The 15,520-nt window shown below is 61.4% G+C and carries 17 protein-coding genes; 10 read left to right on the plus strand and 7 right to left on the minus strand.

From position 1 onward, the window contains the following. Window positions 1-262: 262 nt before the first annotated feature. The 7 genes from ligD to A3736_RS07670 form a co-directional block, all read right to left on the minus strand. Complete coding sequence (ligD, locus tag A3736_RS07640; protein ID WP_067681232.1) at window positions 263-2,782, minus strand: DNA ligase D; 2,520 nt, start codon at window positions 2,780-2,782, stop codon at window positions 263-265. Next, window positions 2,779-3,255: an MgtC/SapB family protein gene (locus A3736_RS07645; protein ID WP_067681235.1), complete on the minus strand. Its 477-nt coding sequence runs from the start codon at window positions 3,253-3,255 to the stop codon at window positions 2,779-2,781. Before A3736_RS07645 ends, ligD begins: the two co-directional genes overlap by 4 nt. A gap of 4 nt (window positions 3,256-3,259) precedes the next feature. Then, entirely contained in the window at window positions 3,260-4,102 is an 843-nt protein-coding gene (locus A3736_RS07650) for a Ku protein (RefSeq protein WP_067681238.1), read from the minus strand. A 308-nt stretch (window positions 4,103-4,410) separates the two neighbouring features. Next, the gene (locus tag A3736_RS07655; protein WP_067681241.1) at window positions 4,411-4,848 is read right to left on the minus strand and encodes a response regulator; all 438 of its coding nucleotides are present in this window, start codon (window positions 4,846-4,848) and stop codon (window positions 4,411-4,413) included. After that, window positions 4,845-6,830: an ATP-binding protein gene (locus A3736_RS07660; protein WP_082851373.1), complete on the minus strand. Its 1,986-nt coding sequence runs from the start codon at window positions 6,828-6,830 to the stop codon at window positions 4,845-4,847. Before A3736_RS07660 ends, A3736_RS07655 begins: the two co-directional genes overlap by 4 nt. A gap of 3 nt (window positions 6,831-6,833) precedes the next feature. Further along, the gene (locus tag A3736_RS07665; protein WP_067681244.1) at window positions 6,834-7,478 is read right to left on the minus strand and encodes a response regulator transcription factor; all 645 of its coding nucleotides are present in this window, start codon (window positions 7,476-7,478) and stop codon (window positions 6,834-6,836) included. Continuing rightward, window positions 7,475-8,575 carry a sensor histidine kinase gene (locus A3736_RS07670; protein ID WP_067681247.1) on the minus strand — a complete coding sequence of 367 codons (1,101 nt, stop codon included), beginning with the start codon at window positions 8,573-8,575 and terminating at the stop codon, window positions 7,475-7,477. Before A3736_RS07670 ends, A3736_RS07665 begins: the two co-directional genes overlap by 4 nt. A gap of 183 nt (window positions 8,576-8,758) precedes the next feature. Here A3736_RS07670 and A3736_RS07675 point away from each other — a divergent pair, with 183 nt between their 5' ends. The 10 genes from A3736_RS07675 (at window position 8,759) to A3736_RS07720 (ending at window position 15,514) form a co-directional block, all read left to right on the plus strand. Then, the gene (locus A3736_RS07675) at window positions 8,759-9,364 is read left to right on the plus strand and encodes a phosphoribosyl-AMP cyclohydrolase (protein ID WP_067681250.1); all 606 of its coding nucleotides are present in this window, start codon (window positions 8,759-8,761) and stop codon (window positions 9,362-9,364) included. A gap of 139 nt (window positions 9,365-9,503) precedes the next feature. Then, window positions 9,504-10,178: an OmpW family protein gene (locus A3736_RS07680; protein ID WP_067681253.1), complete on the plus strand. Its 675-nt coding sequence runs from the start codon at window positions 9,504-9,506 to the stop codon at window positions 10,176-10,178. Between the two features lie 3 nt (window positions 10,179-10,181). Further along, window positions 10,182-10,433 carry a Na+/H+ antiporter NhaA gene (locus A3736_RS07685; RefSeq protein ID WP_067681256.1) on the plus strand — a complete coding sequence of 84 codons (252 nt, stop codon included), beginning with the start codon at window positions 10,182-10,184 and terminating at the stop codon, window positions 10,431-10,433. Between the two features lie 58 nt (window positions 10,434-10,491). After that, window positions 10,492-11,544 carry a calcium/sodium antiporter gene (locus A3736_RS07690; protein ID WP_067681259.1) on the plus strand — a complete coding sequence of 351 codons (1,053 nt, stop codon included), beginning with the start codon at window positions 10,492-10,494 and terminating at the stop codon, window positions 11,542-11,544. Window positions 11,545-11,572: 28 nt separating this feature from the next. Then, window positions 11,573-12,229: a DUF2490 domain-containing protein gene (locus A3736_RS07695; RefSeq protein WP_067681262.1), complete on the plus strand. Its 657-nt coding sequence runs from the start codon at window positions 11,573-11,575 to the stop codon at window positions 12,227-12,229. A 10-nt stretch (window positions 12,230-12,239) separates the two neighbouring features. Continuing rightward, complete coding sequence (locus tag A3736_RS07700) at window positions 12,240-12,590, plus strand: zf-TFIIB domain-containing protein (protein WP_067681265.1); 351 nt, start codon at window positions 12,240-12,242, stop codon at window positions 12,588-12,590. A gap of 522 nt (window positions 12,591-13,112) precedes the next feature. Next, window positions 13,113-13,427 (plus strand): hypothetical protein, encoded by a 315-nt coding sequence (locus A3736_RS07705; protein ID WP_067681268.1) that lies wholly within the window; start codon window positions 13,113-13,115, stop codon window positions 13,425-13,427. Next, complete coding sequence (locus A3736_RS07710) at window positions 13,424-13,789, plus strand: helix-turn-helix domain-containing protein (protein WP_067681271.1); 366 nt, start codon at window positions 13,424-13,426, stop codon at window positions 13,787-13,789. Before A3736_RS07705 ends, A3736_RS07710 begins: the two co-directional genes overlap by 4 nt. Further along, complete coding sequence (locus A3736_RS07715) at window positions 13,786-14,673, plus strand: ImmA/IrrE family metallo-endopeptidase (protein ID WP_067681273.1); 888 nt, start codon at window positions 13,786-13,788, stop codon at window positions 14,671-14,673. The genes A3736_RS07710 and A3736_RS07715 overlap by 4 nt, the downstream gene beginning before the upstream one ends. After that, a complete protein-coding gene (locus A3736_RS07720; protein ID WP_082851377.1) occupies window positions 14,666-15,514 on the plus strand; it encodes a thymidylate synthase in 849 nt (282 codons plus the stop codon). The genes A3736_RS07715 and A3736_RS07720 overlap by 8 nt, the downstream gene beginning before the upstream one ends. Window positions 15,515-15,520: the final 6 nt, after the last annotated feature.

The raw sequence follows: 15,520 nt of genomic DNA on the forward strand, positions 1-15,520 counted from the left end.
GCGCGTGATGCCAAGGCTTTTCTCAATAGATCTGCTGTTTCCGCAGCCTCCGGACAAGGAGTGCAACTTGGCCCCGACTTCGAACCGATCGATCTCGCTGTAGAGACATGTGCCCGGTACGTGGTGGCACGTGCTGTGGATACATATGTCACTGCGCGCCTATCTAATGTTGGGCGTAGAGTAGTTCCTGCCCGGAAAACCGCCGGTCCGCCGCTGGCCCCCTGAACCGATCATTGAGTGACTGACAGCGCCATCCGAGCGATCAGACGTCCGGCAACTGCTGGTTGGCGAAACCCCAGCCAGCCAAGGTTTTGCTTTCCGCGCGATCGATCAGCCGTTTCGCGTCATCGATCGAAAAGGGCTGCGCATCTTTCATCGATTTGAGTTCATTCCAGCCGATCGGAACCGCGACGGGCGCACCGGAGCGAGCGCGGGCGGAATAAGGGATGACGGCAGTGCTGCCGCGCTGGTTACGCAGCCAGTCGATGAAGATCTTACCCTTGCGCTTCGCCTTGCTCATCGTGGCGGTGAAGCGCTCGGGCTCGGCAATACTCAACGCCTCGGCGAAGCGGCGCGAGAAGTCCTTGTGCTCGTCCCATGAGCGGCCGGTGTTGAGCGGCACCACGACGTGAACTCCTTTCCCGCCGGAAAGCATGGCGAAGCTGACGAGGCCGATGTCGGACAGCCGCGCTCGGATATCGCGCGCGGCCTGCTTGACTTCGTTGAAACCTAGACCCTCGTCGGGGTCGAGATCGAATACCATTCGGTCAGGCGCCTCGACATCGTCGCTGCGCGAGCCCCAGCCGTGAAATTCGATCGTCCCCATCTGGACGCATTGAAGGATGCCCCTCACATCCTCGACATAGAGATAGTCTTCCGTCCCGCCGTCCTTCTCGCGGATCGGAACGTGGTGCACGGCATCGCCAAACGCTCCGCTGTCGTGCTTCTGGAAGAAGCATTTCTTCGCGCGTCCTTGTGGGCACCGGACGAGGCTGACCGGGCGCCGTCCGGCGAAAGGCAGCATGAGCGGCGCGACCGCTGCATAGTAGTCGGCGAGTTGCCCCTTGGTCTGACCGCTATCGGGGAACACCACGCGGGGGCGGCTGGAAATCTTGACGTCGGCCGCCGGCGTTGGTGGCTTCGCAGCAGTTTCCGGTTTTATCGATTTGGCATCCTTGTCGCTCCGCAAACCAATATAGCTGCCATGGCGAATGTTCCCGTCCGCAGTGAATTCGGCGAAGGCGACTTCGGCAACGAGCTTCGGGGTCAGCCAGGTCACGCCCTGCGCGCTCGCTTCGTCAGTTTCGACCGGCGGCGTCTTGCGCTCGAGCCGCTTCATCTTCGCCGCCAGATCGTCGAGCTCGTCGGTGGAGAAACCGGTACCGACATTGCCCTTGTAGACCAGCTCGGCATCCTCGTGTTGAGCCATGAGCAAGGACGCGAACGGACGTCCCTTCGCCTTGCTCGCTTTCCACCCGACGATCACGAATTCCTGCCGCCGAGTGCATTTTATCTTCACCCACGCCTTACTGCGCGAGTGTCGATAGGGGGCGTCGATCTTCTTCGCGATAATGCCCTCCTGCCCGGCCTTGCACATGGCCTCGTACAGCTTCTCGCCCGCGCCGATGATGTGATCGGCGACATGGACCGGGGGTTCGGCGGTGGAAAGCAGCGCTTCGAGGCGCTCCTTGCGCTCGATGTTGGGCAGTTTTCTGAGATCCTCCCCGTCCAGCGACAAGAGGTCGAAAGCGTGGAGCGCCAGCGCATCGCTTTTCGACTGGCTTCCGTGTCCGCGCTTCAGGACCTGCTGGAGCGTTGAAAAATCGGGATTGCCCTTTGCGTCGTAAGCGACGATCTCGCCGTCAAGCAGGCAAGCGGGAAGCTCTAGCGCCGCGATCGCCTCGACAAGCGGGGCGAACTTGTCGCTCCAGTCTTTTCCGCTGCGCGTATAGACGCGCACGTCATCGCCCTTCGCCGCGATCATCGCCCGGTACCCGTCGAACTTTATCTCGTGCATCCACTCATTGCCGGTGGGAACATCGTCGACGAGTGTCGCCAGCTGGGGCTTGGCGAATTTGGGCAACCGGGCGGACTGGCGCTTGCTGCGAGATTTGCCCTTGGCGGCATTGCGCGACGAGGCCTTTTCCATCTGCTCGAGAAAGGCATCGTCCTTCTTCCCCGCAAGCGGGAATTCGCCTTTCTTGTCGGCGGCGATTTCGGCCATCGAGCGCCCGGTCAACACGCTGGTGAGCTCGCGTTCGACCAAGGCGTCGCCTTCCTGGGCATGGTCGTCCTGCAATTTCCGCAGGAGCCAGTTTTCGCGCTTCTCGCCGGGCTTCTTCTTGAGCCTGATAAGCAACCATTCGCCCTTCATTCGTTCGCCATTGAGGGAGAAGTGGAGATGGCCCTTGTCGAGATCCGTGGCGCTCTTACCTTTGATCGGGGCCCAACTGCCGCGATCCCACAGCATCACCGTACCGCCGCCATATTCGCCCTTGGGGATCGTTCCCTCGAACTCGGCATAAGACATCGGATGGTCTTCGGTACGCACCGCCAGCCGCTTGATGTCGGGGTCGGGCGATGGCCCCTTGGTCACTGCCCAGCTCTTGAGCACGCCATCGACTTCGAGGCGCAAATCCCAGTGGAGCCGCGTGGCGTCGTGTTTATGCACGATAAAGAGATTGCCCCGTGCGCTGCTTTCCGCCGCGCCCGAGGGTTCCGGCGTCTTCGCAAAATCACGCTTGGCTTTATACTTTGCTAGCGCATCGCGAGGCTGGGTCACTCTTCTGACTCGCCAATCTGTCGATCGCGGTCCTTGGGCTCGACCAAGCGTAACAACGTAAGCATCACCAAGCTGATTACGGACGCGATCGCGACCAGCGGCCACTGCGCGGCGCCGCATGCAATACCGATCACTGCGGCCAGCCACAGGTGGGCGGCCGTGGTCAAATTGTGCACCCGTCCCTTGCTGAACACGATCAATCCGGCACCGATAATCCCGATGAAAGCTCCCGCAGCTTCGTATACGCGCAGCGGGTCCATCTGCTGGCCACCCATCTCATTGTAGAGCGCCACTACGGAAACGGTCATCGCCGCCGCTGAGAAACAGATGAGGCCGTGCGTCCGCATGCCTGCCGCATGTCCGCGCAACTCGCGGTCTAGCCCGAGGAGTAGCCCGATAACGGCGGCGATTCCGAGGCGAGAGAGCAGGTCCCAGTCAAGCCAATGGACCAAAGTGGGATCGTTCAGCTCCATCGGATCAGGCGCTTTTCTTCGGTTTGGCCGCAGCCTTGCGGCTTGCTTTACCGTTGCTTTTCCCGGCGACCGATTTCTTGAGCGCGGCCATCAAATCGATGACGTTTCCGCCGTCCGAGACAGGCTCGCCCACATCCTCAATGATGGCCTTCTTGCTCTTCGACTTGGCCTTCTTGTCGATCAGCTTCTTCAGCGCGTCGACATAGCGATCCTCGAACTCGCTTGCATCGAAAGGCGCGCTCTTCTCCTCGATCAGGGTCGTTGCAAGATCGAGCAATTCCTTCTTCGGCTTCGCCTCGTCGATATCGTCGAAAAATGCCTGTCCCTTGCGCACCTCGTCGGCGTAACGCAGAGTTTCGAGCAGCAGGCCCTTGCCGCACGGCGTGATCGCCACGAGCTTCTCGCTACCGCGCACCGACAACTGGCCCAGCGCCACCTTCTTCGCCTTGCGCAGGGCCTCCCGCAACACGACAAATGCCTCCTCGGCCAGGTCGTCTTTCGGCGCGACGTAATAGGGCTTTTCGAAGTAGAGCGGGTCGATCTCGCACGCCTCGACGAACTGGACGAGTTCGAGTGTCTTACGGCTCTCGATCTTGACAGCCTCGATCTCCTCGTCCTCGAGAAGAACGTATTCGCCCTTGGCAATCTCGTAGCCCTTGATGATTTCGTCGCGGTCGACCGGGCCGAGGCCGGGAACGGTTTTCTCGTACTTGATCCGCTTTCCGCTCGGTTCATGGATCTGATTGAACCTGATCTTCGCGCCCGATTTGCTGGCCGAGTAGATTTCCACCGGGATGGAAACCAGCGCGAGCCTGATCTGTCCCTGCCAATAAGCGCGTGCGGCCATCTGGTCCTCCATTTCGCCGAGTCAGCGATTGGCGGGCATTTTGGTTTCAGGAGAGGGATACTAGGGATGGGTCCCTCCAACCTTAGATGTCGCCCGATGCTAAGGTCTGGATCCGCTATCTATAGGCCAAAACCGGACCGTCAGCTTCCGGCCCAGTTTCCGCCGGTCCGAAAAGCGCCCCAATATCGGGCATTCGTCTGATCGCAATTTTCGCCCGAAAGCTGCCACTGGTTCAGGCTATCCACGATAGCAGCCAAGCGCTTCCGGGTCGGCTGTGCGTCGCAAAAGGAGCCGGACGTCTACGAACATCAAGACGAATTCAAGCGTTGATACAGAACCCTAGTTTCGAGCAGGTTTGCGATTCTTAGTCCAACTTCGATTACATCGAAGGGTTTGGCGACAAAATCTTTCGCCCCGAGCGAAAGAGCGCGGCGTCGTGCCTGTAGCGTCGTGTCGGCTGTGAGCACGAGAACCGGACGGAACTCAGCCGGGCGGTCATGTCGCGAAAACGCTTCGAGCAGTTCGAAACCGTCTACCTCGGGCATCATCAGGTCGAGCAGGACGATGTCGGGTTCCAGATCGATGTAGGCTCTCATCGCCTTCGTCGGATCGGTCAGGCAATGGATGTCGGTATAGCCTTCGCGCTCGAGGACGCTGCGGAGGAGGAGGATATTGGCCACCTCGTCGTCGATCGCGAGGATCCGGCGGGAGGTGATGTCGGCTGGCGCCACCAGTTGGGCAGTCATTCTTCGGGGACCTCGATGGGCGTGAGGGTGGAGGTGGGTGTCGTCGCGTCGACGGCGAGGGGCAGTGAGAACCAGAACCGCGCGCCGAGCCTTCCGGGCCCGGTGCTGGCGGGCTCGTACCCGATCTTTCCCTTCATCGATTCCACTAGGCTTCTCGACAGTGCGAGGCCGAGCCCGGTACCTTCCGTCGCCGATCGGTTCTGTTCGCCGAGTCGGTCGAAAGCGGTAAATAGGCGCGGGACGTCGGGCGGGTCGATCCCCGGGCCGTCATCTTCCACTTCCACAATTGCCATATGCTTCTCGATGCGGCTCGACAGGCGAACCGCCTTGCCGGTGCGGTTATATTTGGCCGAGTTGCCGATGAGGTTGAGAACGACCTGCAAGGCGCGCCGCTTGTCCGCCGATACGACAACCTCCCGTTCGGGCAGATCAAGGGAGAAGGCGAGTCCGGACTGCTTGACCAGCGGCAGGCCGATCGAATGCACTTCGGCAAGCAGTTCATGCAGGTCGAAAGATTCGATCGCCAATTCACTGACTCCGGCTTCGATGCTCGAAATGTCGAGCAGATCGTTAATCAGTGACAACAGGTGCCGACCCGCCTTCATGATCTGCGTTACGGCGGAACGATGATGTGGTGCGAAGTTCTCTTCGTCGATTTCGAGTAATTGCCCGAAACCAAGGATCGCGTTCATCGGGGTCCGCAGCTCGTGGCTCGTTCGCGAGAGGAGGGCGGTCTTGGCCCGGCTCGCCGCGATCGCTTCGTCCTGCGCGGTCCGCAGTTCCTCCTCCGTGCGACGCCGCTCGGACATGTCGCGGGTCACTTTGGCGAAGCCGCGCAGAGTGCCTTTGCCGTCGCGTAGCGCGGTAATGACGACATTGGCCCAGAAACGCGTACCATCGCGCCGAACGCGCCAGCCTTCGTCCTCCGCCGAGCCGTCATGTATGGCGCGATCGATTATCTGCTGCGGGAGGAAATCGCGGGTTTCGGGAGGGTAAAAGGAACTGAAGTGCCTGCCGAGAATCTCACTCGCCTGCCACCCCTTGATACGTTCGGCACCGAGGTTCCACGTGGCGACCCGGCCCTCGGTATCGAGCGCGAAAATGCCGTAGTCGCGCACTCGGTCAACGACGAGCCGGAAGCGTTCCTCGCTTTCGCTCAGCTCCTTTTCCCGCGCACGAAGCAACGCGCTGGCACGACCCAACCGCTGTGCCAACCGCCCGATTTCGTCAGCCTCGTCGGGCAATTCGTCCAACCTTTCCCCCTTGGCCAGCCGTTCCGCATTGCCTTCCAGCACGCGCACCCGGCGAACGATCCCGGTCGAGAAGAGGTAGACCGCCGCGATGCTGCCGAGCAGACCGAGCAGGGCGCTGATGGCGGTAAGCAGCAGAAAGCGCGACCGTACCTCGTCGACCCTGGCCCGGCGCTGGTCAAGCAGAACGGCTTCGCGGCGCTGGATCACGTCGACCTGACTGCCGAGTCGCTCAAGAACATCGCGGCTTGCGCTCAGTTCCGCCTCCAGCACCGCGCGCGACGATGCCGGATCTTCGCCGCCCCGCGACACGCGCACGATCTCGCCCAGACCCTGACGCTTCGCATCGACCAGATTTGTCAGGGTCGCATATTCGTTCCGCACACCGGGGTCTTCGATCGCTTCGTCCAGCCGCTGAATGGTCGGGGCCAGTTCCCGCTCGGCGACGGAGTAAGGCTCAAGAAAGCGATCCTCGCCAGTCAGCGCATATCCCCGGACGCCTGCCGCTGCCTGCGACAGCAGAGCGTGGACCTGATAGGTATCGCGCTGGATGGCAAAGGCGCGCCGAACGTCGGCTTCTGCGCGTTCTTCCGCCGTGCTGGAAAGGTAAAGCGATGCCAGCGCTGCGAACAGAATCGCCAGCGGGATCGCGATAAACACCAGCCCCTTGATCGCCAGCGGTCGATCGGCCCAAAAGCGCAGGGGCGCAGCGGATGGTCGCAACTCCGGCATGGCTCAATCGTCGTCGCGCCGCATTTGCGTCATCAACACCGCAGCCTGTGTGCGGTCGGCAACGCCCAGCTTGCCGATGATCCGCTCGACATGAACCTTGACCGTCGCCGGACTGATGTCGAGCCGACGGCCGATCTCCTTGTTGGTCAGCCCTTCCGCGACCAGCGCGACGACATCGCGCTCGCGATCGGTCAAGAGGCGCGACACGTCGGCATCGCGGTTCGGCAAGGACGCGGCGCGCATTGCAGCATTGACCAGTTCGAGCGGCACCGCAGACTGACCTGCCTTGACCTGCGCGATCGCCGCCTTCAGTTCCTCGATTGCAGCATCCTTGAGGACGTAGCCTGCAGCCCCGGCGGCCAGCGCCTCGCGAACATAAGCGGCCATTTCGTGCAAAGTCAGCATCAGCACCCGCGTACCCAGGCCAAGCGCCACGATCTGCCGCGTAGCTTCCAGACCGTCGATGCCGTCGCCCAGCCGGATATCCATCAGCACGATGTCGGGCTCGTGCAAGCTCGCCATTTCCACCGCTTCCTCTCCGCTGGATGCCATTGCGGCAACCGCGATGTCGGGACCGTCAAGAACCGCCTTCAGGCCCTCACGTGCAAGCTGATGGTCGTCTACGATGAGGATGCGCGTCGCTGTCATGGCTGGACAATCTGAGGCAAATAGGCGGTCACGGTCACACCGCCGCGCGCATCCGCGCGCCAGTCGAGCTTGCCGCCGACTGCTGTCATCCGTTCCGTCATGACACCGATACCGATGTGCTCTCCTGCATCTTTCTGGAGCAGGCTGCCACCGGAAGGCCCGCGGCCGGTATCGGCGATGCGCAGAAAACCGCAGCCGCCCCCTTCGGAAAAAGCGAGCTCCAGCATGACCGCGCAGGGACCGCCTGCATGCTTGCGAATATTGGCGATAGATTCTTGCGCCACCCGGAACAGGGCGGTCTCCAGGGTCTTCGGCAAGCGCTCGGTCGATCTGAAAACGCGAAGGGAGATTCTGTATCCGTCGTCTCCAAGCCCCTCGGCGAGCGCCCGGATCGCAGCTTCAAGACCAAGATCGTCGAGGAGAGTAGGACGCAGCCCACCGATAACGGCGCGCAGTTCGCGCACCAGTCCACGAGCAATACCCGCGAGGCCCGCCCGTTCGGCGGCGGGCAGATCGGGAGCCTCCGAGCCCGGTCCTTCGATCAGCCGTGCGAGCGCGGTAGCGGTCTGGGCCACGCCATCATGCAGTTCCTGCGATACCCGCAATCGCTCGCTTTCCTGCGCGGTGAACATCCGTTCGACCAGCATCTCGAGGCGTTTTTCGCGATCCTGCAGGGTTTCGAGGAGATGCTGCCGCTCGGATTCCCTGCGAGTGCGGTCGATCGCACTGCCCATAAACTCAAGGTACAAGCGAAACGTTTCCCGGTCTTCCTCGTCGCGGATGTCCTGTTCGCTCGAAAGACCTTCGATGGCGATGAAGCCGAGTGGTTCGTCCCCGCCGACCGCGCGAATTGCGATCCCCGGTCCTTCGCCATCCAGCGTGAGGCGAGCACTGCGCGCGCCGAGGAAAAAAGCCAACCGTTCGGCGCAGCGGTCAAGCACGCTGCCCAAGGTTTCGGGACGAACCTCCGAGAGGATCTTTCCAACACTGGTCAGCAGACGCATCCGCGCTGCTCGCGCTTCGGCTGCGCGATAAAGCGCGCGCAGGTCCGCAACGGTCTCGAGTGCGGGAGGAGCGGATGACACGTTCTGGCCCATCGCACGGCTATTAAAGGAATTGCCGCAGAGCGCATAGGCTATCCGGCCTACGCCGCGCGGTTAGCCGTCCGGCTGATTTGAGCGCAACCGTGCCAGCCTAAATGGGGTCCGTCGGGTCGATACCCGCAGAACAATTCAGGGCCTCCACGTTTTCCTCATGGTGGCCAAAACAGGAGACGACACATGAAGCTTACCCGCATCAAGGCTCTCGGCCTCGCCGCTGCTCTTCCTCTCGCCGCCATCGCCGCGCCCGCAGCCGCCAACGTTGCCACTATGCCTACGTCCACCATGGTCGCCGCGCCCTACGCTCCGATCACCGAAGCCGAAGTCATCGCCGCGCAGCAGGCCTGGGGCAACGCGCTGGTCGCCATTGCCGTCGAATACGACGACAAGGGTCATGCCGCTGCCAAGAAGCTGGCGGGCGACATCATCGATAGCGCTTACGGCTACAACCTAGGCCCGGTGCTGTTCAAGCCGACCCTTGCCAAGGGTGACGACGAGCAGACCTTCCGCACGACCCGCGATGGCGCGCTGTCCTATTTCGTCGGAGGTGACCCCAAGTTCGCCCAGGATGGTGGGTTTGCGCTGAAGGGCTGGCGCTCGTTCGAGATCGACAATGCCGGTATCCTCATCACCGGCAACTCGGCCATTTCGATGGGTCACGTGACGGTGATCGACGCCAACGGCAACCGCACCATGGTCGACAAGACCTGGGGTTATGTCCGCGGCCCGGACGGCAAGCTGCGTATCGTGCTTCACCACTCGTCGCTGCCGTACTCGGCTGGCTGACCCCTTCCCCCTCGGCCCGGCTCCGCGCCACGATCCCTCCAACAAGCGCGGACCGGGCCTCCCTCTCCCCGAAAAAACAAGTGCCGAGATCCGGCCGCGCATCGCGCGGGCTGGGCGAAGGCCGCAACAGGATTTCCCCATGCTCGAGACCCGCTATTGTCTTGCCTGTGCCGCAATCGCGCTTCCGTTTGCGACGCCCGTCGCCGCTCAGAAAGCCGGCGATATTCAGGTCAAGGCTTTTGTCACCGGTGTGCTACCGGACGGTGCCATCGCCGAGGTCGAAACCGATCTCATCGGCTTGCCGCCCGGCTCGCAAACCGAAGCCTCGGACTCGGTTGTGCCGACCGTAGCCATCGAGTATTTCGCTTCGCCGAACTTCTCGCTTGAGACGATCTGCTGCGTCACGCCGCATGATGTGCGCGGCGCGGGCGCTCTTGCCGGTGCCGAGCTGATCGATGATGCGATTATCCTGCCCGCCAGCCTGACGGCGAAGTATCACTTCAATCTCGGTGGCGGCTTCAAGCCCTATGTCGGGGCTGGCGCAACCTACTTCATGATCTTCTCCGAAAACGCGGGGGCGGACGCGGCAGCGCTTGGTGCGACCGATGTCGACCTGTCGGACGAGTTCGGATTTCTCCTTCAGGGGGGTGTCGATATAGCGCTGAACCAGCGCGGGCTCGGTCTGTCGCTCAATGCCAAGCGCTATTTCGTCGGTACGACCGCCACTTTCCGTGCGGGCCAGACCGTTGCGCTGCAAAGCGAACACGATCTCAATCCATGGGTTGTCAGCGCTGGCCTCGCTTATCGCTTCTGACGCTTGTTATCTAAGCCATGGGGGACACCGCTCGGACTCCTGATCGGCAAGCAGATCGGCATCTTCGGACTTGCCTATCTCGCAGTTAAGGCGGGTTTGGCGAAGCTTCCCGAAGGCATCGGCCGGTGGCAGCTCCATGGCGGATCGCTGCTGGCCGCGATCGGGTTCACCATAAGCTCGCTCATCGACGGCCTTGCCTCGCCGGCCCGGGGCAGGTCGGTGCAGTTAAGCTGGGCGTACTCAGCGGGTCATTGATGGCGGCGGTCGCAGGCTTTGCACTCTTACGCACAACGTTTCCGAGGGAAACTCTTACATGATCGAAACTTTCGCTCTCCTGATCGGCGGACTGATCGCGCTCCTGATCGGTGGTGAACTCCTGGTTCGCGGCGCGGTGCGTCTGGCCGAAAAGGCGGGTGTAACGCCGCTCGTCGTTGGCTTGGTCATTGTCGGGTTCGGCACCTCGACGCCCGAACTCATGACCAGCGTGGAGGCGGCCATGGCCGGTTCACCCGCGATCGCCTGGGGTAACATCGTTGGATCGAACATCGTCAATGTGCTGGTGATTCTGGGCGTCGCTGTCCTGATCACCCCCATCGTACTGCGCGGCGGCAATCTACTACGCGATACGGGCGTATGTGCTGTGGCATCGCTCGGTCTGCTGGTCCTTGGAGCGACCGGTTGGCACGGAGCTTGGATCGGCCTGGCGATGGTGGTCGCGCTCGTCGTTTACATCGTGCGCTGCTACCGAGATGAGCGAGTAAGGGCAGCGGATTCCGGCCACACGGCGGCTTTCGACCGGCAGCAGGCGCTGGAAATCGCCGATACTGCGCTGCATCAACAAAAAGAAAGCTGGTGGAGGGCCACCCTGCTGCTGCTTGCCGGTTTGGCCTTGCTGATGCTGGGTGCCCGCTTTCTCGTGAGCGCTGCCATCGACCTCGCGCACATCGCCGGTTTGAGCGAAGCGGTCATCGGCCTCACCATAGTCGCGATCGGAACCTCGCTGCCCGAGCTCGTTACCTCGGTGGTCGCCGCGCGGCGAGGCGAGGCCGAGATCGCGTTCGGCAATGTCGTCGGCTCCAACATCTACAACATTCTCGGCATCGGGGGTGTAACGATGATCGTCAGTCCTGCTGCAATTCCGGTAACGCTGTTTCCCGTCGATCTGGCCGTGATGGCGGCGGCGGCGGTCGCGCTCCTGATCGTAAGCCAGGTCTGGAAGCGCTTCGGGCGGCTGGCCGGGATCGTCCTGATGATCGGATATGCAGCTTATGTTGCAATGTTGCTCGCTGCACCCGCGATGCACGAGAATAAGAGCGTGGCTGCGACGTCGCAGTCGACGCAAAAGCCATCACGCGCATCTCCCTGATACACTGTAGAACCAAAGGACTCAGAAGGTGAGAAGACAGGCTGTACTATTTGCGACATTGGCGACATTCGCGGCACCGTCGGCTGCCCGAGCGAGCGACGATGCCGCCGAATTCTGGCTCAATCCGTCCGTCGAAGTCGGATTGGACGACGACACGGCGTTCGAACTCGAAACCGCCCAGCGCTTTCGTTCGGAGAGTGATGGCCGGGTCGATACTTACTTCTTCCGTGGTTGGGTGAAGCAGGACATCGCCGACAACGCTACCCTGGCCGGTGCGGTCGAGTATCGCATCAACGACGGTGGATCCAACGAGGTGCGCACGATCCAGCAGCTTTCGACCAGACACGGCATCCTGAAGACACGGCTGCGCCTTGAACAGCGTTTCGTCGATGGCGCAGATCGAATGGGTCTGCGCCTTCGCCCGCGCTTAGGCTTGGGTTTCGACCTGACCGAAGACGGCAGGTGGTCCGCTGGAGCCGATGCGGAACTATTTTTGGTGCTGCGCGGTAACAATGTCGGCAACGACACCGGCCTCACGGGACTGCGCACCACCATGGGCGTCGAGTACGAAGTCAACGGCAATTTGTCGCTCGGACTTTCCTATCTGCGGCAACAGGATTTCGAGGAGGGCGCACCGGACCAGATCGGCCATGCCCCATTGATTGGCATCGAATACACGTTTTGAGGAGCTAGTTATGCGGAGTGAGCAACAAGTAAGCGGGATGCTTTGTCCGGTTTGTCGGACGGGCCTTGCACTGTCGGATCGCGGCGGGGTGGAGATCGACTATTGTCCGTCGTGCCGCGGTGTCTGGCTGGATCGCGGCGAGCTCGACAAGATTATTGAGCGGACCCCGATTTCGGACAACGATCGATCCGCTCCCGGACGTCAATACGACCGGGCGAAGCCTGGCGGCCTGATGGGCATGGCGGCTGCAATGCTCGAGGGAGACGACGGCTATCGTAAGGACAGACCGCGACACGGTGACTCTCGCGAAGCGTACGAGAAGCGGAAAAGGAAGTCGTTCCTTTCAGAGTTCTTTGACTGAAATGGTTGCCCCTTTTGGTATCTGAAGATCGCGGCGGTTGGCGCTCGTCGCAAGCTTGGAGAAACGTCGACGTCCGTCCATTTCAACCCAAGGAAATGGCGGCTTGCGTCCCCTCGATCGCCCACAGCGGAAAGTCCGGAAACGGCCCAGATGCAGTCGGTCAGCAACGCGCCCCATCTCGGTCATCGAAGCTTCGACGACGATCGCCTGAAAGCGGACATCAGATTATAGGATTTGGAGTACCCGCGTTGTCGGACACTCCGGTAAGTCCGCTTCAAGTTCGCGATCCGGCTGAAGCCGACATTCGTTCATGAGATCCGACACAGCAGCTACGCGCCCCAATGCCGGAACTTTCGAAACCTTTTCGGAAGAGCTCCTGAAAGCAGACGAGGCGCAACTGAAATCCCCCCAGCTACCTATGGGCCTCGATGAGCCCGGTTAGATACGCCACTGCGAACGAGGGCCTCTTGACAACTGAGATGGTAAGCATATCTTACCACCCGTAAGAGCTGGAGAGTCGTGATGGATCCCAATGTTGTCAAAGCCAAGCTGGTTGGGGTGCTGCAGACCGTGCAGTCCCTCAGCGGCGAAGAGTGTCCCGCTATCGATGGTGCCACCAAGCCGGTTGAAACACTTCCGAAGTTCACCAGCAAAGTGTGGCCGGTCGCTGCCGGCATGCTCGGCATTGCGCTCGGCAAGTCCATCCCCTGCGAGGCCAACATTTTCGTCGATGAGGAGAGCAAGGAGCCCTTGGCAATCAACCAGACAGTGGCGCTCGTCCTGAAGCTCCTCGAGGCACAAGAGGCTGAGAAAGCCGAAGAGGCTGCGGCAGAATGAGTGACGATCCTTCGCTCAAGTCGGCAACGATCCATGCCCGATTGCGGGCAGCGCGCGAGACTGCCGGGCTGTCACAGGGGCAGGTGGCCAAGCTTATGAACATGCACCGTCCGACCATTTCGGAAATGGAAGCCGGCAATCGCCGCATCGCGGCGCATGAGCTCGCCAAGCTTGCTGACCTCTACGATACCAAGGTGGCATGGCTGCTGGGTGAGGCGCCCGAACGTGCCGCCACCGACGATCCCAAATTGCAACTTGCAGCCCGCGAACTCAGCAAACTCAAACCCGACGATCTCGACCGCCTCCTCAAACTCATCGCCGCGATGAAGTCGGACGATGACGAGAAGGAGCCCAACCGATGAAAGCGCTGGTCAAGCCGATGATGCACAACCGCCGCGCCTTGGCCGACAAGGCGATGAAAGCAGCGATCTCGGCCCGCCTGAAGGCGGGAAAGGACCTCGTCAGCCCGATTTGCATCTATTCGGTGGCCGAGGCGCACGGCGTGCGCGTGCGGTTCAACGATATCGACATGGAAGGCATGTACCAGCGCGGCTCTCCGCCGCGCATTCACCTGTCGAGCAAGCGTCCGCTGGTCCGCCGCACCTTCAATTGCGCCCACGAGCTCGGCCATCATGTGCTCGGGCACGGCTCCTCGATCGACGAGTTGCGCGAAAACCAGACCGTCCGACCTTGGGACATCCCGGAAGAGTATAGCGCCGACACCTTTGCCGCTTACGCGCTCATGCCGACCCTGGGGCTTCGCAATGCCTTTGCCGTCCGCGGTCTCAAGCCGGAAACCGCGACACCCGCCGAGGTCTATCGCATCGCCTGCCAGTTTGGGGTCGGGTACTCGACGCTGGTCACGCACCTGCTGTGGGGCGAGGCGATGATCGGCCGCTCGCGGGCCGACGCGCTGCGCAAGTTCACGCCACAGTCGCTGCGCGCCCAGATTCTCGGTGCGTTGACGCCGCAGCCGCTCATCGTTGCCGATGAACATTGGGGCGGAGCTGCTATCGACGCGGAAGTGGGGCACCTGCTCCTGTTACCGACAGGGACTGTCGCCCATGGAAACGCCGTTACCGCGATTGGCGACCTTGCCCATGGGCGCCTGTTTGAAGCGAAGCGTCCGGGCTTGGTGAGGCTGGACCGCCCGGGCGGCGACTGGGCCGCGTTCGGCCGCGTCGCGCGAACCGCATACGTCGGGCTCGCTGAGTTCCGCCATCTGGAGGATGACGAAGATGACTAAGACCAGCACGAAGCCGAGCGTTCCGCTGCTCATTGAAGGTCACAGCATATCCGAAGCCTATAGCCGGTTGCTTCTTTATATAATGGAGCATTCCGGTGTGGAAGTCGCACCGCTCGTGCTGACTGTCGATGGCTTTCCTGCCGACTACTCCATTCCTGAAGATCCAGCAGTACGGCGATCGCTGGACGCCTTGCTCCACCGCAAGGGGAAGACAAAGGTCGAGGATGTTGCGTTCACGATCTTTCCCGAACGGCTGTGGGTCATGGCTCAGGGTGACCGCACCAAACTGTTTCAATACTATGGCTGGTCCTTTCCATTCTACCGTGCAAGGGACAAGGCCAACAGCCGTGGCCTCTATTTCGAACGGTTGACGATGTACGGCAGCGGTCCGTGCGATGGAAATCAGCTGGAGTGGATATTGAGCGAATGGAATAAACGAGATGGAGTGAGAGATTCCCTCGCGCAAGCTACGACTTTCGATCCTGCCCGAGACCATACAGCAAGTGCGCAACTCAAATTTCCGTGCCTGCAACATGTTAGCTTCGTGCCGACGGCAGCGGGACTGGTCGTCAATGCGTTCTATGCGACACAGCAGATCTTCGACAAAGCCTATGGCAATTATCTCGGACTCGCTCAGCTCGGCGCGTTTATGGCTCATGAAATGAAAATGCCTTTTGCCCGACTCAATGTGAACGTGGGAGTCGCGAAACTGGAGCGGATCGGAAAGACCGATGGCGCCATGAAGCCGCTAATCGAGGCGGCCCGCCTTTGCATTGCAGCCTCTCCGGCCGCTGCGCTGACAGATGTGGGCTCCGCTCAGCTCACCGCGGATGCTGCCTGATTCAAT

It is taken from the genome of Erythrobacter sp. HI0063 (genome assembly GCF_001635685.1).
GTDB lineage: Bacteria > Pseudomonadota > Alphaproteobacteria > Sphingomonadales > Sphingomonadaceae > Qipengyuania.

What these genes read in the sequence shown, in the direction of transcription:
- A3736_RS07645 (WP_067681235.1), bottom strand. Translation starts at nt 3,255, where the DNA reads ATGGAGCTGAACGATCCCACTTTGGTCCATTGGCTTGACTGGGACCTG.
- A3736_RS07675 (WP_067681250.1), top strand. Translation starts at nt 8,759, where the DNA reads ATGAAGCTTACCCGCATCAAGGCTCTCGGCCTCGCCGCTGCTCTTCCT.
- A3736_RS07655 (WP_067681241.1), bottom strand. Translation starts at nt 4,848, where the DNA reads ATGACTGCCCAACTGGTGGCGCCAGCCGACATCACCTCCCGCCGGATC.
- A3736_RS07715 (WP_067681273.1), top strand. Translation starts at nt 13,786, where the DNA reads ATGAAAGCGCTGGTCAAGCCGATGATGCACAACCGCCGCGCCTTGGCC.
- A3736_RS07690 (WP_067681259.1), top strand. Translation starts at nt 10,492, where the DNA reads ATGATCGAAACTTTCGCTCTCCTGATCGGCGGACTGATCGCGCTCCTG.
- A3736_RS07650 (WP_067681238.1), bottom strand. Translation starts at nt 4,102, where the DNA reads ATGGCCGCACGCGCTTATTGGCAGGGACAGATCAGGCTCGCGCTGGTT.
- A3736_RS07670 (WP_067681247.1), bottom strand. Translation starts at nt 8,575, where the DNA reads ATGGGCCAGAACGTGTCATCCGCTCCTCCCGCACTCGAGACCGTTGCG.
- A3736_RS07720 (WP_082851377.1), top strand. Translation starts at nt 14,666, where the DNA reads ATGACTAAGACCAGCACGAAGCCGAGCGTTCCGCTGCTCATTGAAGGT.
- A3736_RS07710 (WP_067681271.1), top strand. Translation starts at nt 13,424, where the DNA reads ATGAGTGACGATCCTTCGCTCAAGTCGGCAACGATCCATGCCCGATTG.
- A3736_RS07680 (WP_067681253.1), top strand. Translation starts at nt 9,504, where the DNA reads ATGCTCGAGACCCGCTATTGTCTTGCCTGTGCCGCAATCGCGCTTCCG.
- A3736_RS07660 (WP_082851373.1), bottom strand. Translation starts at nt 6,830, where the DNA reads ATGCCGGAGTTGCGACCATCCGCTGCGCCCCTGCGCTTTTGGGCCGAT.
- A3736_RS07665 (WP_067681244.1), bottom strand. Translation starts at nt 7,478, where the DNA reads ATGACAGCGACGCGCATCCTCATCGTAGACGACCATCAGCTTGCACGT.
- A3736_RS07700 (WP_067681265.1), top strand. Translation starts at nt 12,240, where the DNA reads ATGCGGAGTGAGCAACAAGTAAGCGGGATGCTTTGTCCGGTTTGTCGG.
- A3736_RS07705 (WP_067681268.1), top strand. Translation starts at nt 13,113, where the DNA reads ATGGATCCCAATGTTGTCAAAGCCAAGCTGGTTGGGGTGCTGCAGACC.